At 67.5% G+C, this 21049-nt stretch carries 25 protein-coding genes; 6 read left to right on the forward strand and 19 right to left on the reverse strand.

Features of this window, described 5'->3' with window-relative positions:
* Positions 1 to 87: 87 nt before the first annotated feature.
* From rapZ to IMX13_RS11110, 10 genes are all read right to left on the reverse strand, one after another.
* Positions 88 to 972, reverse strand: a complete 885-nt coding sequence (gene rapZ, locus IMX13_RS11065) for an RNase adapter RapZ (protein ID WP_053519414.1) — start codon at positions 970 to 972, stop codon at positions 88 to 90.
* Between the two features lie 27 nt (positions 973 to 999).
* Positions 1000 to 1950, reverse strand: coding sequence for an HPr(Ser) kinase/phosphatase (hprK, locus tag IMX13_RS11070; RefSeq protein WP_053519415.1), 951 nt, complete (start codon positions 1948 to 1950; stop codon positions 1000 to 1002).
* The gene (locus IMX13_RS11075) at positions 1947 to 2399 is read right to left on the reverse strand and encodes a PTS sugar transporter subunit IIA (protein WP_053519416.1); all 453 of its coding nucleotides are present in this window, start codon (positions 2397 to 2399) and stop codon (positions 1947 to 1949) included. Before IMX13_RS11075 ends, hprK begins: the two co-directional genes overlap by 4 nt.
* A 21-nt stretch (positions 2400 to 2420) precedes the next feature.
* Positions 2421 to 2738: a ribosome-associated translation inhibitor RaiA gene (gene raiA / locus IMX13_RS11080; RefSeq protein ID WP_005415556.1), complete on the reverse strand. Its 318-nt coding sequence runs from the start codon at positions 2736 to 2738 to the stop codon at positions 2421 to 2423.
* 58 nt (positions 2739 to 2796) lie between these two features.
* Positions 2797 to 4221, reverse strand: a complete 1425-nt coding sequence (locus IMX13_RS11085; RefSeq protein WP_193396370.1) for an RNA polymerase factor sigma-54 — start codon at positions 4219 to 4221, stop codon at positions 2797 to 2799.
* A gap of 40 nt (positions 4222 to 4261) precedes the next feature.
* Complete coding sequence (lptB, locus tag IMX13_RS11090) at positions 4262 to 4981, reverse strand: LPS export ABC transporter ATP-binding protein (RefSeq protein WP_065174533.1); 720 nt, start codon at positions 4979 to 4981, stop codon at positions 4262 to 4264.
* Positions 4981 to 5514: a lipopolysaccharide transport periplasmic protein LptA gene (lptA, locus tag IMX13_RS11095; RefSeq protein ID WP_053519419.1), complete on the reverse strand. Its 534-nt coding sequence runs from the start codon at positions 5512 to 5514 to the stop codon at positions 4981 to 4983. Before lptA ends, lptB begins: the two co-directional genes overlap by 1 nt.
* Before the next feature lie 105 nt (positions 5515 to 5619).
* On the reverse strand, positions 5620 to 6195 hold the full coding sequence (lptC, locus tag IMX13_RS11100) for an LPS export ABC transporter periplasmic protein LptC (protein ID WP_193396371.1): 576 nt from the start codon (positions 6193 to 6195) through the stop codon (positions 5620 to 5622).
* Complete coding sequence (locus tag IMX13_RS11105; protein WP_053519421.1) at positions 6192 to 6740, reverse strand: HAD hydrolase family protein; 549 nt, start codon at positions 6738 to 6740, stop codon at positions 6192 to 6194. The genes lptC and IMX13_RS11105 overlap by 4 nt, the downstream gene beginning before the upstream one ends.
* A 66-nt stretch (positions 6741 to 6806) precedes the next feature.
* Entirely contained in the window at positions 6807 to 7808 is a 1002-nt protein-coding gene (locus IMX13_RS11110) for a KpsF/GutQ family sugar-phosphate isomerase (protein ID WP_065174535.1), read from the reverse strand.
* A gap of 54 nt (positions 7809 to 7862) precedes the next feature.
* On the opposite strand from IMX13_RS11110, the gene IMX13_RS11115 reads away from it, so the two are divergent.
* The 3 genes from IMX13_RS11115 to IMX13_RS11125 are packed head-to-tail and all read left to right on the forward strand — an operon-like array spanning position 7863 to position 9695.
* Positions 7863 to 8093, forward strand: coding sequence for a BolA family protein (locus tag IMX13_RS11115; protein WP_053519423.1), 231 nt, complete (start codon positions 7863 to 7865; stop codon positions 8091 to 8093).
* Positions 8094 to 8115: 22 nt separating this feature from the next.
* Positions 8116 to 9387, forward strand: coding sequence for a UDP-N-acetylglucosamine 1-carboxyvinyltransferase (murA, locus tag IMX13_RS11120; protein ID WP_053519424.1), 1272 nt, complete (start codon positions 8116 to 8118; stop codon positions 9385 to 9387).
* Positions 9384 to 9695 carry a hypothetical protein gene (locus tag IMX13_RS11125; protein ID WP_053519425.1) on the forward strand — a complete coding sequence of 104 codons (312 nt, stop codon included), beginning with the start codon at positions 9384 to 9386 and terminating at the stop codon, positions 9693 to 9695. The genes murA and IMX13_RS11125 overlap by 4 nt, the downstream gene beginning before the upstream one ends.
* Before the next feature lie 86 nt (positions 9696 to 9781).
* On the opposite strand, the gene IMX13_RS11130 is transcribed toward IMX13_RS11125, so the two are convergent.
* The 5 genes from IMX13_RS11130 to purM form a co-directional block, all read right to left on the reverse strand.
* Positions 9782 to 10465 (reverse strand): DUF3108 domain-containing protein, encoded by a 684-nt coding sequence (locus IMX13_RS11130; RefSeq protein ID WP_053519426.1) that lies wholly within the window; start codon positions 10463 to 10465, stop codon positions 9782 to 9784.
* A 2-nt stretch (positions 10466 to 10467) separates the two neighbouring features.
* Positions 10468 to 11280 (reverse strand): DUF3108 domain-containing protein, encoded by an 813-nt coding sequence (locus IMX13_RS11135; protein WP_065174536.1) that lies wholly within the window; start codon positions 11278 to 11280, stop codon positions 10468 to 10470.
* A 67-nt stretch (positions 11281 to 11347) separates the two neighbouring features.
* A complete protein-coding gene (gene purN, locus IMX13_RS11140) occupies positions 11348 to 12007 on the reverse strand; it encodes a phosphoribosylglycinamide formyltransferase (RefSeq protein WP_065182432.1) in 660 nt (219 codons plus the stop codon).
* A 19-nt stretch (positions 12008 to 12026) separates the two neighbouring features.
* Complete coding sequence (locus IMX13_RS11145) at positions 12027 to 12515, reverse strand: hypothetical protein (RefSeq protein ID WP_053519429.1); 489 nt, start codon at positions 12513 to 12515, stop codon at positions 12027 to 12029.
* Between the two features lie 19 nt (positions 12516 to 12534).
* Positions 12535 to 13593: a phosphoribosylformylglycinamidine cyclo-ligase gene (gene purM / locus IMX13_RS11150; RefSeq protein WP_053519430.1), complete on the reverse strand. Its 1059-nt coding sequence runs from the start codon at positions 13591 to 13593 to the stop codon at positions 12535 to 12537.
* A 112-nt stretch (positions 13594 to 13705) separates the two neighbouring features.
* On the opposite strand from purM, the gene IMX13_RS11155 reads away from it, so the two are divergent.
* Genes IMX13_RS11155 through hda form a run of 3 tightly spaced genes read left to right on the forward strand, consistent with a single transcriptional unit; the run spans position 13706 to position 16709 of the window.
* Positions 13706 to 14833: a DUF2066 domain-containing protein gene (locus IMX13_RS11155; RefSeq protein WP_227255408.1), complete on the forward strand. Its 1128-nt coding sequence runs from the start codon at positions 13706 to 13708 to the stop codon at positions 14831 to 14833.
* Positions 14830 to 16002, forward strand: coding sequence for an AI-2E family transporter (locus IMX13_RS11160; protein ID WP_065174539.1), 1173 nt, complete (start codon positions 14830 to 14832; stop codon positions 16000 to 16002). Before IMX13_RS11155 ends, IMX13_RS11160 begins: the two co-directional genes overlap by 4 nt.
* Positions 16002 to 16709, forward strand: coding sequence for a DnaA regulatory inactivator Hda (hda, locus tag IMX13_RS11165; RefSeq protein ID WP_065182429.1), 708 nt, complete (start codon positions 16002 to 16004; stop codon positions 16707 to 16709). Before IMX13_RS11160 ends, hda begins: the two co-directional genes overlap by 1 nt.
* 523 nt (positions 16710 to 17232) lie before the next feature.
* Here the strand turns inward: hda and murU are convergent.
* From murU to IMX13_RS11185, 4 genes are all read right to left on the reverse strand, one after another.
* Entirely contained in the window at positions 17233 to 17943 is a 711-nt protein-coding gene (murU, locus tag IMX13_RS11170; protein WP_053516627.1) for an N-acetylmuramate alpha-1-phosphate uridylyltransferase MurU, read from the reverse strand.
* The gene (locus IMX13_RS11175) at positions 17940 to 18965 is read right to left on the reverse strand and encodes a phosphotransferase (RefSeq protein ID WP_193396372.1); all 1026 of its coding nucleotides are present in this window, start codon (positions 18963 to 18965) and stop codon (positions 17940 to 17942) included. Before IMX13_RS11175 ends, murU begins: the two co-directional genes overlap by 4 nt.
* 64 nt (positions 18966 to 19029) lie before the next feature.
* Positions 19030 to 19299 (reverse strand): GlsB/YeaQ/YmgE family stress response membrane protein, encoded by a 270-nt coding sequence (locus IMX13_RS11180; RefSeq protein WP_053516629.1) that lies wholly within the window; start codon positions 19297 to 19299, stop codon positions 19030 to 19032.
* 69 nt (positions 19300 to 19368) lie between these two features.
* The gene (locus IMX13_RS11185) at positions 19369 to 20862 is read right to left on the reverse strand and encodes a M20 family metallopeptidase (RefSeq protein ID WP_193396426.1); all 1494 of its coding nucleotides are present in this window, start codon (positions 20860 to 20862) and stop codon (positions 19369 to 19371) included.
* Between the last annotated feature and the right edge of the window lie 187 nt (positions 20863 to 21049).

Here is a 21049-nt window from a genome sequence, read left to right on the forward strand (position 1 = left end):
GGCACTGTGTCCCGTATTCAGCGTCCCCCGCCTGCCGGCGCATGCCGCCTCTCCGCGGGGCGGTCGGGCGCACCCCGGCCGGGCCTCTCAATCCTGCTCGCGGTGATAGGTGGCCACGTCTTCCCAGCCCATTTCGCGGGCATGCCGGGCCATCCGTTCGGCCAGATAGACCGAGCGGTGCTTGCCGCCGGTGCAGCCGAAGGCCACGGTCACGTAGCTGCGGGTGCCGTCGCCCAGCTTCGGCAGCCAGGTGTCGAGAAACCCCATCAGCTGTGCGAGGTAGCACTGCACGTCCGGCTGGGCTTCCAGGTAGTCGCGCACGCCCGGCTCGCGGCCACTGAGCGCACGCAGCTCGGGATCCCAGTGCGGATTGGGCAGCACCCGCGCATCGAAGACGAAATCCGCTTCGGCCGGCACGCCACGCTTGTAGGCGAACGATTCGAACAGCAGCGACAGGCGGGTTGCATGGTCCAGCGTGAACTCGGTGATGATCCGGCGGCGCAGCTGGTGCACGTTGAGCGCGCTGGTGTCGATGATGGCGTCGGCCTCCTGGCGCAGCGGTGCGATCAGTTCGCGCTCGCGGGCGATCGCTTCCGGCAATGACAGACCGAGCTGGCTGAGTGGATGGCGGCGACGGGTGTCGGCATAGCGCTTGAGCACCGCCTCGTCGCTGGCTTCAAAGAACAGCACCTTTGTTTCCACGCCGGCATCGGTGGCCAGTTGCCGCCAGTTGGCCAGCTGGCTCAGGTCAGCCTGGCCACGCACGTCGATGCCGACCGCCAGCCGGCGCGGCGCGGCGCCGTCATGGTGGGCCAGCAGGCTGCGCACGAAGTCCGGCAGCAGCTGGATCGGCAGGTTGTCCGAGCAGTAGTAGTCCTGGTCCTCGAACGTCTTCAGGGCGACGGATTTACCCGAGCCGGACAGGCCGCTGACGATGATCAGGGTCGGGGCGGTGGGGGCAGCGGTGCTCATGGACAGACTCTTCGAAGGCCAGGGAAATCAGGGTGTTCGCCGTTCCAGCAGGTTGCTGTGGCGCGCGATGAACATCGCGGCCGGGTCGATGCCCTTGGTCCGCAGGATATGCAGGCGGGTGGCCGCCTCGGTCAGCACGGCCAGGTTGCGGCCGGGCATCACCGGCAGCGTGATCAGCGGCACGTCCAGGTCCAGCACATGGCGGGTACCGGAATCGCCGGTCAGGCGTTCGTAGCCATGCGGAGTGGGCTCGGTCATCGGCTTGGTCAGGTGGACGATCAGCCGAAGGTACTTGTTCTTCTTTACAGCCGTGTCGCCGAACATCTCGCGCACGTTCAGCACGCCCAGGCCGCGTACTTCCAGCAGGTCCTGCAGCAGTTCCGGGCAGGTGCCGTCGAGCACGTCCGGCGCGATCTGGGTGAATTCAGGTGCATCATCGGCCACCAGGCGGTGGCCACGGCTGAGCAGTTCCAGCGCCAGCTCGCTCTTGCCCGACCCGGCTTCGCCGGTGATCAGCACGCCGATGGAGTAGATCTCCATGAACACGCCGTGCAGGATCACGCGCGGCGCCAGCGTGCGTGCCAGGTGGTAGGACAGATGATTGAGCAGTTCGTGGCCGCGCTTGGGAGATACCCACAGCGGCGTGCCCGACTCGTCGGCGGCCGCGCGCAGGTCTTCCGGACAGGGCTGGTTGCGGGTAATCACCAGCGCCAGCGGGTGCGACTGCATGAGCTTTTCGATCGTCTCCCAGCGCTGGCGCGGTTCCAGCGCGTCCAGCCAGGACAGTTCCTCGGTGCCCAGGATCTGCACCTTGTTGGGGTAGATCGCATTGAGGTAGCCCGCCAGCGAGGGCCGGCGGGAGACGGTGTTGCCGGCCTCGAGCTCGCGCTTCTCGCCGGATTTTCCCGCCACCCAGCGCAGGCCCAGGCGTTCGCGCTGCTGTTCGAACAGTTCGCGTGCGGTGATGCTGGTATTCATGCGGCACTCGCCGGGGGCGTGAGATCCAGGGCCTGACGCAGTGCCCGCGCGTCGCCGGCGGCGCGCAGCGCCTCGCGGATGGCGGGGGCGGAGAACAGTTCGGCCAGTTCGGACAGCAGCATCAGGTGCTGATGGGTGTAGTGGGCCGGAACGGCCATCGCGAACACCAGGTCGACCGGCTCGTCGCCCCCGAAGTCGACGGGGGTCTCCAGTCGCAGCAGGGCGCCGCGTGGGCGGTCCAGGGTCGGCGCGCGGCCATGCGGAATGGCGATGCCGCAACCGATCGCGGTGCTGCCCAGCGCCTCACGCTGGCACAGGTTCAGATAGATCTGTTCGGCATTGGCCTGGCGGCAGGCCAGCAACCCGGCCGCGGCCTTGAGGACGCTGTCGCGGTCGGTGGCCGTGCAGAGCTGGGTCTGCACGGCCGCCAGGAGGTCAGTCAGGGGCATGTCTGCGGGGAACGGTGGCGATCAGCCGCCATTGTCACCCACCGGCAGCGGTGCGTGCTGCTGTTTTTTCTCCTTGTGCTTGATCACCAGGCGGTCAAGCTTGTCCGCCAGCAGGTCGATCGCGGCATACATGGTCTGGCCGCCGGCCTCGGCGTGCAGGGTCTGGCCGGGAATGTTGAGGCTGGCGTCGACATGGTGTTCGGTCTTCTGCAGCTTGAGGGTCACCCGCGCTTCGCAGTGCTGGTCGAAGTGCTTTCCGATCCGGGCCAGCTTCTCCTCTACATAGGACTGCAGGGCCGGGGTGACTTCGACGTCTTTGCCAAACGTTTCGATGCGCATCGGGTTTCTCCTGTGTTCGGATGTGCCAATGAACCTCTCCGCCGGGCGCGGCGGTGCGTCAAGCGATTCTGACCCTTTCGTGCGAGGCGGAAATGTTCATGGCTTCACGATACTTCGCCACGGTGCGTCGCGCCACTGGAATTCCCGACGATTTGAGCAGGTCAGCCAGCTTGGCGTCAGAAAGGGGCTTGCGCGGGTTTTCGTCATCGATCAGGCGCCGGATCATTGCCTGGATGGCGGTGCTGGATGCCTCACCGCCGCCTTCGGTATCGATGCCCGACGCGAAGAAGGCGCGCAGCGGCAGGGTGCCGCGTGGGGTCCGGACATGCTTGCGGGCGATCGCCCGCGAAATGGTGGATTCGTGCAGGCCCAGTTCGGCGGCGATCTCACGCAGGGTGAGCGGGCGCAGTGCCTGTTCGCCGAACTCCAGGAAGCCGGACTGCTGCAGGATCAGGCAGCGCACCACTCGCAGCAGGGTCTCGCCACGCTGCTGCAGACCTTTCAGCAGCCAGCGCGCCTCCTGCAGCTGGGCGCGCAGGTAGCCGGCGTCGGCCTCACCGCAGCGGCGGATCATCTGTTCGTAACCGCGGTGGATGACCACCTTCGGCCCGGCATGGCCGGCCAGCGCGGCGCGCCACACGCCGTTCTGCCGCCAGACGACTACGTCCGGCACCACGTAGGTGTCCGGCGACAGCGGCGCGATCTGGGTGCCTGGGCGCGGGTCCAGCGACCGCAGCAGGGCCACGGCGGTCTCGACATCGGCCAGGGGCTGCCGGAGTTCGTGCGCCAGCCCAACCACGCCGCTGCGCGGCAGCCGCTCCAGCGGCCCGGCAGCGATCTGGCGTGCCAGGGCAAGGCCAGGTGTGTCGGCCGCCAGTACGTCCAGTTGCAGCTGGAGGCATTCGCCCAAGCTGCGTGCCGCTACTCCGACCGGATCGAAGCGCTGGATCTGGTGCAGTACGGTGAGGATCTCGTCCTCGCCGGCGTGGATCGCCGGCAGCAGGGTCTCGGCGATGGTGGACAGCGGTTCGCGCAGGTAGCCATCGTCGTCCAGGGCATCGATCAGGGCAGCCCCGATGCTGCGGTCGCGTGCGGACAGATGCGACAGGTGCAGCTGCCACAGCAGGTGGTCGGCCAGGGTCTCGGTTTCGGCCACGCGTTCGGCCGCGCTGCCGCTTTCGTCATCGTCGTCGAAGCTGCCGCCGCTGCCGGCGGTGCTCCAGTCCGGTTCGGCCGATGCCCAGTCGTCCTCCTGGCCGGCGTCGGTGCGTTCGGGCGGGGCGTCATCGCCGTTGCCATCGTCGCCGGCAGCGGCATCGCTCTCGTTGCCTTCGGCCCAGTCCAGCAGCGGATTGCTCTCCACCGCCTGGGCGATCTCCAGTTCCAGCTCGGTGCTGGACATCTGCAGCAGCTTGATCGCCTGCTGCAGCTGGGGCGTGAGCACCAGCTGCTGTCCCAACGATGTCTGCTGCCGAGTCTTCATGCCTGTGCCGAAGAGGGGGAATGGAACCCGGCAGCTGCGGTCACAGCTTGAACGAGTCCCCAAGGTAGACGCGACGTACGTCGGCATTGTCCAGGATCGATTCCGGCGAACCCTGGGCCAGTACGGTGCCCTCGGCGAGGATATACGCGCGGTCGCAGATTCCCAAGGTCTCGCGCACGTTGTGGTCGGTGATCAGCACACCGATGCCGCGCTGCTTGAGGTGGGTGACGATGCGCTGGATCTCGCCAACCGAGATCGGATCGACACCGGCAAACGGTTCGTCGAGCAGGATCAGCCGGGGTTGCGCCGCCAGCGCGCGGGCGATCTCGCAGCGGCGGCGCTCGCCGCCGGACAGGCTGGCGCCAAGCTGTTCGGACACATGGCCCAGCTGCAGTTCGTCCAGCAGGCTGCTCAACTCGCGCTCGCGGCCGGCCGAGTCCAGATCCTCGCGCAGTTCCAGCACCAAGCGGATGTTGTCGGCCACGGTCAGCTTGCGGAACACCGAGGGCTCCTGCGGCAGGTAGCCCACGCCCTGCTTGGCACGGGTGTACATCGGGTCGCCGGTGATGTCCTTGCCATCGAGCACGATGCTGCCGGCATCGGCGGCGACCAGGCCGACGATCATGTAGAAGCAGGTGGTCTTGCCGGCACCGTTGGGGCCGAGCAGGCCGACCACTTCGCCCGCTTCGAGGGTGAGCCCGAAGTCCTTGACGACCTCACGTTGCTTGTAGCGCTTGCGCAGGCCCTTGGCGACGAGCATTACTTCCGGCTCCCGGCCGGCTGCGCCGGCGTGGTGGTGGCGGCAGGCGTCTTGTTCTTGGGCGGGATCACGGTACGCACGCGGCTGCCGTCGCCGCCGGAGTTCATCTCGCCGGTACGGGTGTTGTAGACCATGCGCTGGCCGGCGTTGGTGCCGCGTGCGCTGGTGACCTTGTAGTTCCCGGTGAGGGTGATGATCTCGGTCTTGATGTCGTAGTCGATGCGGTCGGCGAGCGCATCCATCCAGGTGCCGTCATCGAGCTGCTGCTTCAACTTCGCCTGCTTGCCGGTGAACACCACGCGCACCGGGTCGCCGTCCTTGAGATAGATCTCCGCTTCGGACGAGCGCAGGTCCAGCGTGCCCTGGGTGATGACCACGCCCTGCGAAAACACGGTCTTGCCGTCGCCGGTGAGCATGCCGTTCTGTGCACCGGCATCGATGTTCATGGGCTCGTTGCGGTCGGTCGACTTCGCCTGCGCGAGGGCGGGGACAAGAAGACTGAGTGCGAGCATGGCTGCAAAGGGGATCTTCATCGGGGTCCGTTCTGCCGGTGGTGGCTGCCCGGTCAGGAGGGCAGCGGCGGGTGGGGGCTGCCGGCGCCGCGCCTGTCCAGGGACGTCGCGGGCCGGGCGGCGGAATCAGCGTCTGGGCGTGTAGCGACCCTTGGACTGGCTGAGGAAATGATACGTGTTGTTCTTCGAATCCACCTCGAACCCGACGCCGGACTGCTCCATGCCGGGGCGGGTCATGGTCACCAGGGCGTCGGTCCGGGCCCGGCTCTCCTTGGGGAACACGTCCAGGTGGTCGGTGCGGAAGGTGGTCGGCACGACGCCGGGGGCAGCCGGACTGTCACCCGCCACCTTGCCGCGCAGCTTCAGTTCGTCACCCTTGGCGCTCAGCCAGCCGGTCTCCGCGCGCAGTGTCCAGTGCCTGCCGTCCTTGTCGGGCATCTCGAACAGTGGCGTGGCGATGTTGATGGTCTGGTCGCCGCGCTGCCGCTCCAGCCGCGGCGCGCGCAGGGTGGTCGATTCCTTGCCCTGCTCGTCGAGGGCGACGATCTGGAAGTCGTGCAGGATGTAATCCACGCCGACCTCCTGGCCGCTCTGGATCGGGCCCTTGTCGCGGTTGCGCAGCGCGGCCCAGCTGCTGAGCAGGGCCGCCAGCAGCAGGCCGATGCCGAGCACGGTGCGCCAGTTCACGGTCGGTGCGTTCATGCGCCATACCTCGCCAGGACCGACGCAACATGACCCTGCGCGGCCAGCAGAACGTCGCACAGCTCACGCGCCGCGCCGCGCCCGCCTTCGGAACGGGTCTGCCAGTGCACGCGTTCGGCGATCCACGGATGGGCATTGGCCGGCGCCACGGCCAGGCCGACCGCACCCAGGGGCGCCAGATCCGGCAGGTCATCGCCAAGGAAGGCGACCTGTTCCAGGCCGATGCCGCGCTGGGCACACAGGGCCTGCACGCTGGCCAGCTTGTCGCCCACGGCGATGTGGGTATCAATGCCGAGATCGGCACCGCGCCTGAGCGCGGACTGGCTGTTGCGCGCGGTGATCAGCACGGGGTGGATGCCGTGCTGCTGCAGCAGTTTCAGGCCCAGGCCATCCTGCACGAAATACGCCTTGCTCTCGTTGCCGTCCTGGTCGTAGTACAGCCGACCGTCGGTGAGGGTGCCGTCCACGTCGAAGCAGGCCATGCGGATCCGCGCCGCAGCGGCATGCAGGTGGGCAGGGAAGGCGGGCAGGGGGGACCAGGGCATCAGGACGTTGGACTCGATCAGGGCAGGTGTGGGGTTACAGACTGAATGGGGTCTACGGACTGTCGGTTAAACCACCCGGGCCCGCAACAGGTCATGAATGTTCAGGGCGCCGACGGCGCGGCCCTGGTCATCGACCACGATCAGGCCGTTGATCTGCTGGGTTTCCATCTGGCGGGCGGCCTCCACCGCCAGCTGGTCGGCTCCGATGGTGCGGGGGTTGCGCGTCATCACATCGGCGATCTTTGCCGTGCGCACGTCCAGCGCACTGTCCAGTGCCCGGCGCAGGTCACCGTCGGTGAACAGGCCGATCAGCACGCCCTCGGCATCGACCACGGCGGTCATGCCCAGGCGCTTGCGGCTCATCTCCACCAGGGCCTCGCTGAGGCTGGCGCCGGCATCGACCTTGGGCAGATCGGCACCGGTATGCATGACGTCGGTGATATGCAGCAGCAGGCGACGGCCAAGGCTGCCGGCCGGATGCGAGCGGGCGAAATCGTCAGCGGTGAAGCCGCGCGCATCCAGCAGGGCCACCGCCAGCGCGTCGCCCATCGCCAGCGAGGCGGTGGTGCTCGAGGTCGGAGCCAGCGCCAGCGGGCAGGCCTCGGCCGGCACGCTGACGTCCAGGTGGACGTCGGCGGCGGTCGCCAGGCTGGACTGCGGGCGGCCGGTCATGGAGATCAGCACGTTGCCCTGGCGCTTGAGCACCGGCAGCAGCATCAGCACTTCGTCCGATTCGCCCGAATAGGACAGGGCCAGTACCACGTCGGCTTCGGTGATCATGCCCAGGTCGCCATGGCCGGCTTCGCCCGGGTGCACGTAGAACGCCGGGGTACCGGTGGAGGCCAGGGTTGCGGCGATCTTGCGCGCCACATGGCCTGACTTGCCCATGCCGGTGGCGACCACCCGCCCGCGGCTGCCCAGGATCACCTGGCAGGCCTTCTGGAACGGCTCGCCCAGGCGCTCGGCGACCGCCTGCAGTGCCTGCTGCTCGATCTCGAACACGCGGCGGCCGCTGGCCACCAGGGCGGCCGGCTCGACGGAACGGGGGGGCGGGAGGGACTCGGCCATGCGGACGCCACGCAGCGGAAGTAGAATGAGGGTTCATTTTATTAGGAAAGCCCGTTGGACGCCGACACCATTCGCAACCTGATCGAAACCGGCCTGCCTGGCGCCCGCGCCGATGTGCGGGGCGACGATGGCGTGCATTTCGAAGCGACCGTGGTCTGCGACGCCTTTGCCGGCAAGATGCCGCTGGCCCGCCACCGCATGGTCTATGCCACGCTGGGCGACCTTATGGGCGGCGCGATCCACGCGCTGGCGCTGAAAACCGTGACCCCGGCCGAAGCCGGCTGAACCGCAGAAGATCCCGAACTCCATGGCCAAGATCGTTGTGACCGGCGGCGCTGCGCTGCACGGTGAAGTGAGCATCTCCGGCGCCAAGAACGCCGTCCTCCCCATCCTCTGCGCGACCCTGCTGGCCGATGAGCCGGTGGAGATCACCAACGTGCCCCACCTGCACGATGTGGTCACCACGGTGAAGCTGCTGGGCGAACTGGGCGCCAAGGTCACCATCGACCAGGGCACGCTGTCGCGCGGCAGCGCGATCGTGGTCGACCCGCGTGCGGTGAACCAGCATGTGGCGCCGTACGAACTGGTCAAGACCATGCGTGCGTCGATCCTGGTGCTGGGTCCGCTGCTGGCCCGTTTCGGTGCGGCCGAAGTGTCGCTGCCCGGTGGCTGTGCCATCGGCTCGCGTCCGGTCGACCAGCACATCAAGGGCCTGCAGGCGCTTGGTGCCGACATCGTGGTCGAGAACGGATTCATCAAGGCTTCGGCCAAGCGCTTGAAGGGGGGCCACTTCACCTTCGACATGGTGAGCGTGACCGGTACCGAGAACGTGCTGATGGGCGCGGTGCTGGCTGAAGGCACCACCATCCTCGACAACTGCGCGATGGAGCCGGAGGTGACCGATCTGGCCCATTGCCTGATCGCTCTGGGTGCGAAGATCGAAGGCCTCGGCACCGCCCGCCTGGTGATCGAAGGCGTGGAGCGCCTCTCCGGTGGCCGTCATGAAGTGCTGCCCGACCGCATCGAGACCGGCACCTTCCTGGTGGCCGCCGCGATGACTGGCGGCAAGGTCACGGTCAACCGCGCACGTCCGAACACCATGGACGCGGTGCTGTCCAAGTTGGTCGAGGCGGGCGCCCGGATCGAGACCACCGAGGACAGCATCACCCTGGACATGCAGGGCAAGCGGCCGAAGGCGGTCAACCTGACCACCGCGCCGTATCCGGCATTCCCGACCGACATGCAGGCGCAGTTCATGGCGCTCAACTGCGTGGCCGACGGCGTCGGCGTGATCAACGAAACGATCTTCGAGAACCGTTTCATGCACGTCAACGAGCTGCTGCGCCTGGGCGCGGACATCCAGGTCGAAGGCCATACCGCGATCGTGCGTGGCAGCGAGCACCTGAGCGGCGCGCCGGTCATGGCCACCGACCTGCGTGCATCGGCATCGCTGATCCTGGCCGGCCTGATGGCCAGCGGCGATACCACCATCGATCGCATCTACCACCTCGATCGCGGCTACGAGAACATCGAAGAGAAGCTGTCTTCGCTCGGTGCCACCATCCGGCGCGTGCCATGATCCTTCGCGGAAAATTCAGCCCGCGTCGCAAGGCGCTGCTGGCGCTGGTGCTGATCGTGCTGGCGTGGCTGGGGTATGCCTGGTACGCCGATATCGCCATCACCCGCGGCATCGAGCAGAAGGACATGGACTGGAACGGTGACGGCACGGTATCGCGTGACGAGATCATCCAGTCGTTCTATGCCGTGTCGGTGAACGACAGCCAGGAAGGCAACCGCCATTGCCGCACCTTCGTCTGGCGCGGAAGCGGTGAGCAGATCCGGGTGGACTGCCGCACCGAGTTCAAACCGGCCGAAGAGAAGAAATGAAAAACGCCCGCGCAAGCGGGCGTTTTCCTTGTGCGGGGCCGGGGTCAGAGCCCATCCCCGAGGGGATGGGATCCGACCCCCGGCACTCAGTTCATCGATCGGATGGTCAGGTCCAGCGCGTCGCGGCCGCTTTCCCGCTGCAGCATGCGCGCCGGCACCGGAAACTCCGGCACGATCCAGGCGATCAGCTCCTTGTTGCCATCGGCACGCGACACCTTGGTCGCCTCGTAGCTCTTGCCGCCCACGGTGATCGATTCCTTGCCGATCACACGGTAGGTCATGTTCTTGATCCGGCCCTCGTCGACCATGCGGTAGGTCAACGGCTTGCCGGCTGCCAGGTCGCGGGCGATGGCCAGATTGATCAGCAGCGCATCCATGTCGCCGGCCTTCAGGGCGATCGGTCCGGCGCGGTCCGGCTTGATGTCGCCGGTCCAGGTGGCCTGGTTGCTGGTCCAGTTGTAGTTGGCCTGCACGTTGCGCTTCTTCACCAGCAGCGCCGAGCGGTCCTGGCTGCTGAGTGGACGCAGCTGGCCGCGCACTTCCTCGAACACGGTGCTCTGGCTCAGGTCGGCCAGCTGGTTTTTCACCTGCAGGCTGTAGCGCCACTTGTTGCTGCCTTCACTGGCCAGCGTCATGGTGCCGTTGGCCTGCATGCCCATGTAGCTGGCCAGATAGTCGGCCTTGAACGGCTCCAGGGCCATCGCCGGCAGGCTGGCCATCGACAGGGTGGCAGCGGCGATCCACGTCAGGGGGCGGGAGAGGGTGTTCATGCTCAGACTCCTTGGTATTCGATCAGGCGGAGATCGACGCGGTCTTCGCCATCTTCGCGTTGCAGGATGCGCACCGGGGTGGGGACACCGTTGGCGATCCAGAGAATGGTTTCGTTGTTGCCGCCGTTGCTGCGGTATACCCGCAGCGCGTTGTAGGACAGGTCGCCGACCTCGACGTTCTCGGTCTGCGGCGCGGCCTGGTAGTCGTGCTGGCGCACCTTGCCCATGTCGACGTAGCGGTAGTGCATGGCCACGCCCGGGCGGGCATCACGCATGATCGCCAGGTTGATCAGCAGGGCGCTCTGATCGCCGGCCTGCAGCGGAATGGGCTGCGCGCGATCCTTTTTCACATCGCCGGTCCACTGCGCGGTGCCGGCCTGCCAGTTATAGGTGCCGACGGCCTTCTTGCCCAGGAACAGGCCCTTGCGCACCGTGCTCTGGCTCAGCGGCGCATAGACGCCGCCGCGCTCCTCGAACACCGTGCTCTGCTCGATGTTCAGGCCGAGCACGCTGGCAAAGCCGCGGCGGCCCACCACCTGCATGTCCACCCGCCACTGGTTGCCGCCGGTATGGGTGACCTGCATGGTGGCATCGCCGGCTTCCTTGCCCTTGTAGAAGGCCTGGTAGGTAGCGGTGAACGGTTGCAGCGGCGGCGGTTCCCAGGCCAGCGCGGGCAGCATGGGCACGGCCGGTGCGGCCGGGGCCTGCGACGGAGCTGCCGGGTCGGCAGAGGGCTGTGCCTGGCCCCAGCCCACGCCAGGCAACACGGCAAGCGACAACAGCAGGGGCGTGCACAGCAGCGTCGTGGTCTTCATGGGGGACAGGGGCCGCAGGAGTGGGGCAGGATGCCAGCCCCGCAGTCAGCGGGGCGTGTGCAGAACGTTATCGGTTCAGGTTTCCGGCGGAATCTAGGGCCAGCGGCCTAAACAGGGGGTGACCGTCGAAGAACGCCTGTCCTTCCCGTTCAGCCAGCCGGCCATCGCACAGCAGCTGCAGGCTGGCGATCAGCAGCGGGTGTTCCACCGCCAGCACGCGCTCGGCAAGGGTCTGTGCATCGTCGCCTGCCAGCACCGGCACGCGCGCCTGCGCCAGCACCGTACCCGCGTCCAGCTCCGGCACCACCAGATGCACGCTTGCGCCATGCTCGGCATCGCCGGCTTCCAGCGCCCGGGCGTGCGTATGCAGGCCCTTGTACAGCGGCAGCAGCGACGGGTGGATGTTGACCAGGCGACCGTTGAAGCGCTGCACGAAGCCAGCGCCGAGAATGCGCATGTAGCCGGCGCAGACGATCCAGTCCGGAGCGGAGGCGGCAACCGCGTCGCCCAGGGCCAGCTCGTAGGCGGCACGATCGCTGAATTCCTTCGGTGCATGCGCCCAGCGCCGGGAAGGATCGACCCGCTGCAGGGCCGCGGCATCGGGGCGGTCGGAGAACACGCCCACCACGTCGGCCGGCAGGCGGCCCGATGCGATGGCATCCAGGATGGCCTGCAGGTTGCTGCCGCGCCCGGAGGCGAGCACGGCGATGCGGCGGGGTGCGTTCATTACCGGCAACCCAGGCGGCTCAAACGCTTGCCGACGGAGTGTCGAACACGGCTTTCACCTGGGGGCGGAGCAGGGCGATCAGGGTGAACACCCCCAGCACCGTGCCCACCGGGGTGAACAGGCAGGACAGGCCCGCGACCACCAGGCACAGCACGTAACGGCGGCGCTGCGCCAGGCAGCGCCCGGCGTAGGCGACGAAGGCGCCCAGGGTGACGCCGCCCACCACGATCACGCTGCCGATGATGGTGAACATCCAGCCGAACATCCGCTGCTCGGCGGGCGATGAGGGCTGCCCCTCCGAGCTCAGCGGCAATGCCCCGGTCAGGGCGCTCACGCCCAGCACGATGTGGATGATGAAGATCAGCGAGAACAGTGCGATGAGCGCACCAACCACGTAGTGGCCGATGGACAGCGCCCGCAGATGGCTGGCGTCCTGCGGGCCGAATACGGGTGCCGTCAGCAGCGGCGGCGGCACCGGGTTCGAGGGGGATGGGGGCATTGCGTCCATGCGGGCTCCTCTGCAGGGGTCAGGCGATGCGGACGCGCTCGGCGCCTTCGGTGGTGACGACCTGGCCGATGGTCCAGTGATCCAGGCCCTGGGCCGTGACCGCGGCGGACACCGCCTCGACCTGGTCCGGCGCGACGATCAGCACGAAGCCGATGCCGCAGTTGAAGGTGCGCCACATTTCGCTGTCGGCGACCGCGCCTTCCTTCTGAAGCCACTGGAACACCGGCGGCAGCGTCCACGAGGCCGCCTGGATGTCCAGGCCGAGGCCGTCCGGGACCACCCGGATGATGTTCTCGGTCAGTCCGCCACCGGTGATGTGGGCCATGCCATGGATGGCATCGCCGTGCGACTTCAGCAGCGACAGGATCGGCTTGACGTACAACCGGGTCGGTGCCATCAGCGCGTCGACCAGCTTCACGCCGCCTTCCAGCTCAAGATCGGCCGGACGCCCGGCGCGGTCGTAGATGCGGCGGACCAGCGAGTAGCCATTGGAGTGCGGGCCGGACGAGGCGATGCCGATCAGCACATCGCCGGCCGCCACGCTGGCGCCATCCTTCAGTTCGCTCTTTTCCACCGCGGCCACGGTGAAGCCGGCCAGATCGTACTCGCCCGGGGCATACATGTCGGGCATTTCAGCGGTCTCGCCGCCGATCAGTGCGCAGCCGGCCTCGGTGCAGCCGTTGGCGATGCCGCCCACGACCGCCGCGGCGGTATCCACGTCCAGCTTGCCGGTGGCGAAGTAGTCCAGGAAGAACAGCGGCTCGGCGCCCTGCACCAGCACGTCGTTCACGCACATCGCGACCAGATCGATGCCGATCGTATCGTGGCGGTTCAGCTGGTGGGCCAGCTTCAGCTTGGTGCCGACACCGTCGGTACCCGACACCAGCACCGGTTCGCGGTACTTGTTGGACAGGTCGAACAGGGCGCCGAAACCGCCCAGGCCGCCCATCACTTCCGGACGGAAGCTGCGCTTGACCAGGGGCTTGATCCGCTCGACCAGTTCGTTGCCGGCGTCGATGTCGACGCCCGCGTCACGGTAGGTGAGGGGGGAGGGGGCGGAAGACGGGGTGTTGGTCACGGGCGTCGGCGCTGGCAGGGGTTGAACGGGCGATTTTAACAGGCCGCATTGGCGCACAGGCCGTATTCGGGCAACAATTCCCCCCGGATACGTCGAGCCAATGGATGTCCTGATGCGCCGCAGCCTGATTCTCACCCTGCTTCTTGCGTTGAGCCTGCCGGTGGCCACGATGGCCCAGAGCGGCCTGCGCACCGAGGGGGATGTCGCCACCGCCAGTGGGGCCTACGAGGCCGAAGTGCCGGTCAACAGCCAGGCCGAGGCCGACCGCAATGGCGGGCTGGCACGCGCCCTGAGCGTAGTGCTGGGCAAGCTGTCGGGCGACCGCAGCGTGATGTCCCGGCCCGGCGTGGTGCAGGCCCTGCGCAATGCCAAGGATTACGTGGCCAGCTACGACTACAAGCAGGACCAGAGCGTCAGCGCCAGCGGTGCGCCCAGTTTCCGGACCCTGCTGGTGGCCCGTTTCCGCGAGGATGACGTCGATTCGCTGGTCGCCGCGCTGGGCCTGCCGCTGTGGCCGCAGCCCCGACCGAAGCCGGTGCTGTGGCTGGCCGTCGATGACGGCAGCGGCCCGCGCCTGGTCAGCGTGCAGCAGGCCAATGCCGCGCGCCCGCTGCTGAACCGCGCCATCGAGCGCGGCTACAAGCTGGGCCTGCCCAGTGGGGGCGCTGCCGAACAGGCGCTGGCCGGTGCCATCTGGCGCCAGGACAGCGCCGCCGTGGCCCGCGCCTCTTCGCGCTACTCGCCGCCGATGCAGCTGATCGGCAAGCTCTACCGTGCCAATGGCGGCTGGCAGGCGGACTGGGTGTTCGTCGACGATGGCCGTGAACTGAACAGATGGACCAGCAAGGATGCCAACGCCATGCGCGCGATGGCCGCGGGCGCCGACGGCGCGGCCGACGCGCTGGTCAAGCGTTATGCCAAGGCGGGTGTGGCCACCGGCCAGGCGGGCAGCTACCGGGTGGTGGTCACCGGCATCAACAGTGCCGATGACTACCTGCGACTGGCCGCGGGCCTGCGCGACGTGCCGGTGGTGCGCAATGTCACTCCGCTGCACGCCAGCGCGGGCCGGCTGGAGCTGACCGTGGAAATGACCACCGGCCTGGCCGGCTTCAACCGCATGCTGGGTGACAGCGGCGTACTGGTTCCGAACGCCCCGCTGCCTGCCCTTCCGACACCGATCGATGACACCACCGGCGTGCCGGTGCAGGCGCCGGTCAGCAACGAGTACCGACTGCGATGACCCTGACGCCGGAAGCTGAAATCGCGCAGTTCCTGCGCCGGGTCAAATACATCCTGCTTGCCGGCCTGATCGGCTGGATCGTGTGGCTGCTGGCGCCGATCCTGACGCCGTTCGTGCTGGCGCTGGCGCTGGCCTGGCTGGGTGATCCGCTGGTGGACCGCATCGAGGCCACCGGGCGCTCGCGCATGACCGGCGTGGTGCTGGTGTTCGTGGCCATGGTGCTGGTGATCGTCGCCGCGCTGCTGGTGCTGGTGCCGATGATCGAAAAGCAGATCACCACCCTGGTGGCGGCCGTGCCGCAGGCGCAGGCCTGGCTGATGCAGACCGGCATTCCGTGGTTCGAGCAGAAGACCGGCCTGGAGGTGATGCAGTGGCTGGACCCGGATCGCCTGATCGAATGGGTGCGCAGCCATTGGCAGCAGGCCGGCGGCTTCGCCAAGACCTTCATGGGATATGTCTCGCGCTCGGGCTTCACGATGGTGACCTGGGTGGTCAACATCCTGCTGCTGCCGATCCTGGCGTTCTACTTCCTGCGCGACTGGGACAAGCTGGTGGAGCGGGTCGCCTCGGTCATTCCGCGCAACCACATCGGCACCATCACGGCGCTGGCGCGCGAATCCAACGAGGTGCTGGGGGCCTTCATCCGCGGCCAGTTCCTGGTGATGCTGGCACTGGGCGTGATCTATGCCGGCGGCCTGTCGCTGGTGGGGCTGAAGCTGGGGCTGCTGATCGGCATGATCGCGGGCCTGATCAGCTTCATTCCGTACCTGGGCGCGACCACCGGCATCCTGATGGCGATCATCGCCGCGCTGGTGCAGGCGCAGGGCTTCGACCTGAAACTGCTGATACTGGTCGGCGTGGTGTTCACGGTCGGCCAGTTGCTGGAGAGTTATGTACTGACGCCGCGCATCGTCGGCGACAAGATCGGCCTGCATCCGGTGGCGGTGATCTTCGCGGTGATGGCAGGCGGCCAGCTGTTCGGCTTCCTCGGCATGCTGCTGGCGCTGCCGGTGGCTGCCGTGTCCAACGTGCTGCTGCGCTATGCGCACCAGCGCTATCGGCAGAGCGATCTTTACGCGGGTGAGAAATCGGCGATCGTGCTTGACGGGGTGGTCGAGCCGCCCCACATCATCCTCGACACGAACGACAAGGGCCCCGACCTGAAGTGATGGGTGTGCCGCAATTGCCGCTGGCCCTGCACTACCCGCGGGACCAGCGCCTGGAGACCTTCATCGGCGCACCGGATGGTGCGCTGGCGCAGCTGCGCGCGATCGCGGTCGGTGCCAGCCACGACTGGGTCTACCTGGAAGGCGCGGCAGGCACGGGCAAGACGCATCAGGCGCTGGCGATGTGTTCCAGCGCCGAGCAGGCCGGGCGGCTGCCAACCTATGTGCCGCTGGCCAGTGCGGCCGGCCGTGTGCGTGCAGCGCTGGAGGGGCTGGAGGCGCGCGAGCTGGTCGCGCTGGACGGACTGGACGAGATTGCCGGCAACCGCGAGGACGAGATTGCCCTGTTCGATTTCCATAACCGTGCGCGCGCTGCCGGCGTGACCGTGCTCTACACGGCGCAGAAGGCGCCGGCCGAACTCGGACTGGTGCTGCCGGACCTGCGCTCGCGGCTGGGCCAGTGCGTGCGGGTGCTGTTGCAGCCGCTGGACGAGGAAGGACGCGCGGCGGTGCTGCGCGAGCGCGCGCTGCGACGGGGGCTGGCCATCGACGAGGCCGCGATCGAGTGGCTGCTGTCGCACACCGGGCGCGAGCTGGGCGGGCTTATCACGTTGCTGGACTGGCTGGACCGCGAATCGCTGGCGGCCAAGCGTCGGATCACCGTGCCGTTCCTGCGCCAGGTGCTGGAAGAAGGCCGCCCTCGCTACTGAGGTTGGGGTTTGTTTTGCAGGGCTGCCGCCCTGCACCCGCCGAAGCCAGTGCCGAAGCCGGAGCAACGTCAACGTCAAACGCTGGCTTCCTCAGGGGAGGCGGGGTGGCTCAGGTTGCGGGGGACGGCGCAAGTACGTCCATGTAGCCTCGGTCGCGCCATCCACGGCGCTCACGCCCCCGCAACCTGAGCCACCCCGCCTTCGACAGGTTCCCGCAATCTGCCGGGATTGCGTACTGCACTGCTGTTGGTGGGTGTCGACCTTGGTCGACACGGTAGAGCCACGCTACGCGTGGATGCGCTTTCGCTTCGTGAGCGAAGCGACCTGCTTCTGCTTTTCTTTCTTTCTTCCGTGGCTGGACGCGCAAGGAAACTGTCAGAGGCCGGGCGGGTGGGCCATGCAGGGGCGTTGGCGCCATGGATGGCGCCATCGAGCTTACAGGGACGTACTTGCAGCGTCCCCTGCATGGCCCACCCGCCCGGCCGAACACGCGATCCGCTCTACGCGACCAACCACGAGGGCCTCAGCCGTTCGCCGCCAACTCAACATCCAGCGCGCGCAGGCGATCCACCGTGCCGACGTCGGTCCAGCGCCCGCGATGGTGCTGCCCCGTCATCAATCCCTGCGCCATGAAGTGCTTCTGCAGTGGCACCACCGAGAACTTCGGCGGCAGCCGCTCGCTGCCCGGCGCATCACCAATCACCGTGCGCCAGTCGGCCACGATTGAAGGGCGGTACACGCCGATGCCGGCATAGGTCAGGCACGGTCCTTCGCGGTCATGGTGCAGCAGGCCCTGCGTGTCCAGCCGGTAATCACCGTGCGGATGCTGCGTGGGGTTGTCGACCAGCACCAGATGCGCCTGGCCCCGCGGCTCGCGCGGCAGTGTGGCGAAATCGAAATCGGTCCAGATGTCGCCGTTGACCACCAGGAACGGATCCTCACCCAGTGCCGGCAGAGCATTGAGAATGCCTCCGCCGGTCTCCAGCGGGGTATCGCCTTCATGCATGAAGTGCAGGCGCACACCCCATCGGCTGCCATCGCCGAGCATCGCCGGGAATTGTTCCGCCAGCCACGCGGTATTGACCACGATATCGCGCACGCCGCAGGCGGCCAGGCGCTCCAGGTGCCAGACGATCAGCGGCTTGCCGGCCACTGCGAGCAGCGGCTTGGGTGTGTGCAGGGTCAGCGGGCGCATACGCTCGCCCAGACCGGCGGCGAAGATCAGCGCCTTCATCGGGCCATGCGCATCGGTGCGCCGAGCTCGGCCAGCGCCGGCTTGATGCGTGTGTCCAGCAGCTGCCGCAGGGGGGCCAGCTCGCGGTAGCGCGGCAGTACTTCGTCCAGATAGGTGATGAAGCGCGGCGCATCGTCCAGGTAATGACCCTTGTTGTCGCGGTAACGCAGGCGGCAGAACAGGCCCAGGATCTTCACGTGGCGCTGGATGCCCATCCAGTCCGCGTCACGCAGGAAGGTCGCACGGTCGGGCACCGGCAGGCCCGCAGCGTGCGCGCGCGCGTGGTACTGCGCGAGCCACTCGTCCACGCGCTGCAGCGGCCAGCTCAGGAACGCGTCCTTGAACAGGCTCACGGCATCGTAGGCGATCGGGCCCCGCACCAGATCCTGGAAATCCAGCACGGCCGGACCGTCGGCAACGGGCATCAGATTGCGGGGCATGTAGTCGCGGTGGGTCATCAGTTGCGCCTGGCCCAGTGCGTTGTCCATCAACCGGCGATGGACCAGCTGCAGGCCCTCGATTTCGCCGCAGTCCAGCTGCAGGTTGAGATGGCGCTGCAGGAACCATTCGTCGAACAGGCCGGCATCACGCTGCAGCAGGGCTTCGCCGAACTGGCCGAAGTCGGCCGGCACCGGGATCGCCTGCAGGCGCAGCAGCTGATCGATGGCGCGGCCGAACCATTCGTCGGCGTTGCGCTCGTCGAGGATTCTCGCCAGGGTCGGACCGCCGAGATCCTCCAGCAGCAGGAAGCCGGCGTCCAGATCCTGCGCAAGCAGGGCCGGCACACGCAGGCCATGGTCGTGCAGCAGGCCGCGTATGCGCAGCCAGGGGCGGGGGTCTTCCAGTCCCGGCGGAGCATCCATCACGATGTGGCTGCCGCGTGTACCGGTGACGCGCCAGTAGCTGCGCATGCCCGCATCGACCGAGGCACGTTCAACCACGGCCTGTGCATCGCCAAGCTGGATACGGGCCCACTGCAGTCGCTGCGCGCTGCGCTGGGGATCGGAGGCGGGTTCGGTCATGCGGGCATATCCGGGCGCGCGGGGCGCGCCGACGTCGGGGACAGGAGGGAAAGGTGGGGCCGTTTCAGCGGCGACCGCTGAACAGGCGCAGGATCGCCAGCACGGCCACCGCGCCGACCACGGCACCGAGGAACCCAGCCGGTTCGCCGGGGGCGTACCAGCCCATGTACTGGCCGAACCAGCCGGCCAGCAGGGCACCGAGGATGCCCAGCACGATGGTCAGCAGGCAGCCCATGCGGTTGTTGCCCGGCATGAAGAAGCGCCCGAGCAGGCCGACGAAGAAGCCGACCAGCAGGATGTACAGCCAGCTGCTGCTGCCGAACAGACCATTCATGCGTGTGCGTTCCGCTTGAGAAGAACGCAGCCTAGCAAGGCCGGGCTGCGTCCGTCACGGTGTGCCGGATCAGCAGCAGCCGTGGTCGCCATGCCGCGTGCCGCTGTCGGCGGCCACCGGCGAACCACTGGTCTCGCCACGCAGGCTGGCGGCGTAGTGCTCGCTGATCACCTTGGACACGCAGGCGGTGACCTTCTTGCCCATCGGAATGTGCAGGAACTCGTTCGGGCCGTGCGCATTCGAGTGCGGGCCAAGCACGCCGGTGATCATGAACTGGGCACCGGGGAACTTCTCGCCCAGCATGCCCATGAACGGAATCGAGCCACCTTCGCCCATGTACATCGCCGGCTTGCCGAAGAAGGTCTGGCTGGCTTCGTCGATGGCCCGGGTCAGCCACGGCGCCATGGCCGGGGCATTCCAGCCGGTGGAGGCCTTTTCCAGATCCAGGGTGACCTGCGCACCGTTCGGCGGATCGCGCAGCAGCGCTTCTTTCAGCAGCTCGCCGCAGGTCTTGCCATCGGCGGTGGGCGGCAGGCGCAGCGACAGCTTCACCGAGGTCTGCGGGCGCAGCACGTTGCCGGCCGATTCCAGCGGCGGCATGCCGCCGATTCCGGTGACCGACAACGCCGGGCGCCAGGTGCGGTTGAGCACCAGCTCGGTGAGGTCTTCGTTCATCGGGCGCAGGCCATCGACCAGCGGGAACTTCTCGAAGATGGCCGTATCGACCACTTCGGCGGCACGCTTGGCCTGTTCCTGGCGCTCGGCCGGGATTTCCACGTTCATGCCGTCGATCAGGATGCGGCCGGTGTCCTGGTCCTCGATGCGCGACAGCAGCTGACGCAGCAGGCGGAAGCTGGACGGCACCACGCCGGAGGCATCGCCGGAATGCACGCCTTCGTTGAGCACCTTGACGGTGAAGTTGCCCCCGGTGAGACCGCGCAGCGACGTGGTGCACCACAGCTGGTCGTAGTTGGCGCAGCCCGAATCCAGGCAGACCACCAGCGACGGCTTGCCGATGCGGTCGGCCAGATGGTCCACGTAGGCGGGCAGGTCGTAACTGCCGGACTCTTCACAGGCTTCGATCAGGACCACGCAGCGCGCGTGCGGCAGGCCCTGGGCCTGCAGGGCCAGCACGGCGGCCAGCGAACCGAAGATCGCGTAGCCATCGTCGGCGCCGCCGCGGCCATAGAGCTTGTCGCCACGCAGGACCGGGGTCCACGGGCCCAGGTCGTCGTCCCAGCCGGTCATTTCCGGCTGCTTGTCCAGGTGCCCGTAGAGCAGGATGGTGTCGTCGCCGGTTTCACTGCCGGTGGCGGGAATTTCCAGAAGAATCAGCGGGGTACGGCCTTCCAGGCGGACCACTTCGACCTTCAGGCCCGGCAGCTCCTGTGCCTTGGCCCAGGTCTCCATCAGGGTGACCGCCTGTTCCATGTAGCCGTTCTGCACCCAATTGGCGTCGAACATCGGCGACTTGTTGGGAATGCGGATGTAGTCGACCAACTGCGGGACGATTTCGCTGTCCCACTTGTCATTCACGAATTGGCCGAGCTTGGCGCTGTCCATCTGAAACTCCGGTTGCATGGCTGATCCAGCCATTCTACGCCTGCGCCGGGGGTAGGGTTTTTCCTACATCACGTCGGGTATTTGGCTGGCTTTTAGAAATCCACGAAACCGATAGTCTGTGTGTATGTGGTGACGGACACTGTTCCTACCGACGGGATTGCCGGTCGGGGCGGCCAGAACCACAAGG

This window comes from Stenotrophomonas sp. B2 (assembly GCF_014947095.1).
Classification (GTDB): Bacteria; Pseudomonadota; Gammaproteobacteria; order Xanthomonadales; family Xanthomonadaceae; genus Stenotrophomonas; species Stenotrophomonas maltophilia_P.

Excerpts from the sequence above, each read along its gene's own strand:
- rapZ (WP_053519414.1), bottom strand. The coding sequence starts at position 972 with ATGAGCACCGCTGCCCCCACCGCCCCGACCCTGATCATCGTCAGCGGC.
- hprK (WP_053519415.1), bottom strand. The coding sequence starts at position 1,950 with ATGAATACCAGCATCACCGCACGCGAACTGTTCGAACAGCAGCGCGAA.
- IMX13_RS11075 (WP_053519416.1), bottom strand. The coding sequence starts at position 2,399 with ATGCCCCTGACTGACCTCCTGGCGGCCGTGCAGACCCAGCTCTGCACG.
- raiA (WP_005415556.1), bottom strand. The coding sequence starts at position 2,738 with ATGCGCATCGAAACGTTTGGCAAAGACGTCGAAGTCACCCCGGCCCTG.
- IMX13_RS11085 (WP_193396370.1), bottom strand. The coding sequence starts at position 4,221 with ATGAAGACTCGGCAGCAGACATCGTTGGGACAGCAGCTGGTGCTCACG.
- lptB (WP_065174533.1), bottom strand. The coding sequence starts at position 4,981 with ATGCTCGTCGCCAAGGGCCTGCGCAAGCGCTACAAGCAACGTGAGGTC.
- lptA (WP_053519419.1), bottom strand. The coding sequence starts at position 5,514 with ATGAAGATCCCCTTTGCAGCCATGCTCGCACTCAGTCTTCTTGTCCCC.
- lptC (WP_193396371.1), bottom strand. The coding sequence starts at position 6,195 with ATGAACGCACCGACCGTGAACTGGCGCACCGTGCTCGGCATCGGCCTG.
- IMX13_RS11105 (WP_053519421.1), bottom strand. The coding sequence starts at position 6,740 with ATGCCCTGGTCCCCCCTGCCCGCCTTCCCTGCCCACCTGCATGCCGCT.
- IMX13_RS11110 (WP_065174535.1), bottom strand. The coding sequence starts at position 7,808 with ATGGCCGAGTCCCTCCCGCCCCCCCGTTCCGTCGAGCCGGCCGCCCTG.
- murA (WP_053519424.1), top strand. The coding sequence starts at position 8,116 with ATGGCCAAGATCGTTGTGACCGGCGGCGCTGCGCTGCACGGTGAAGTG.
- IMX13_RS11125 (WP_053519425.1), top strand. The coding sequence starts at position 9,384 with ATGATCCTTCGCGGAAAATTCAGCCCGCGTCGCAAGGCGCTGCTGGCG.
- IMX13_RS11130 (WP_053519426.1), bottom strand. The coding sequence starts at position 10,465 with ATGAACACCCTCTCCCGCCCCCTGACGTGGATCGCCGCTGCCACCCTG.
- IMX13_RS11135 (WP_065174536.1), bottom strand. The coding sequence starts at position 11,280 with ATGAAGACCACGACGCTGCTGTGCACGCCCCTGCTGTTGTCGCTTGCC.
- purN (WP_065182432.1), bottom strand. The coding sequence starts at position 12,007 with ATGAACGCACCCCGCCGCATCGCCGTGCTCGCCTCCGGGCGCGGCAGC.
- IMX13_RS11145 (WP_053519429.1), bottom strand. The coding sequence starts at position 12,515 with ATGGACGCAATGCCCCCATCCCCCTCGAACCCGGTGCCGCCGCCGCTG.
- IMX13_RS11155 (WP_227255408.1), top strand. The coding sequence starts at position 13,706 with ATGCGCCGCAGCCTGATTCTCACCCTGCTTCTTGCGTTGAGCCTGCCG.
- IMX13_RS11160 (WP_065174539.1), top strand. The coding sequence starts at position 14,830 with ATGACCCTGACGCCGGAAGCTGAAATCGCGCAGTTCCTGCGCCGGGTC.
- hda (WP_065182429.1), top strand. The coding sequence starts at position 16,002 with ATGGGTGTGCCGCAATTGCCGCTGGCCCTGCACTACCCGCGGGACCAG.
- murU (WP_053516627.1), bottom strand. The coding sequence starts at position 17,943 with ATGAAGGCGCTGATCTTCGCCGCCGGTCTGGGCGAGCGTATGCGCCCG.
- IMX13_RS11175 (WP_193396372.1), bottom strand. The coding sequence starts at position 18,965 with ATGACCGAACCCGCCTCCGATCCCCAGCGCAGCGCGCAGCGACTGCAG.
- IMX13_RS11180 (WP_053516629.1), bottom strand. The coding sequence starts at position 19,299 with ATGAATGGTCTGTTCGGCAGCAGCAGCTGGCTGTACATCCTGCTGGTC.
- IMX13_RS11185 (WP_193396426.1), bottom strand. The coding sequence starts at position 20,862 with ATGGACAGCGCCAAGCTCGGCCAATTCGTGAATGACAAGTGGGACAGC.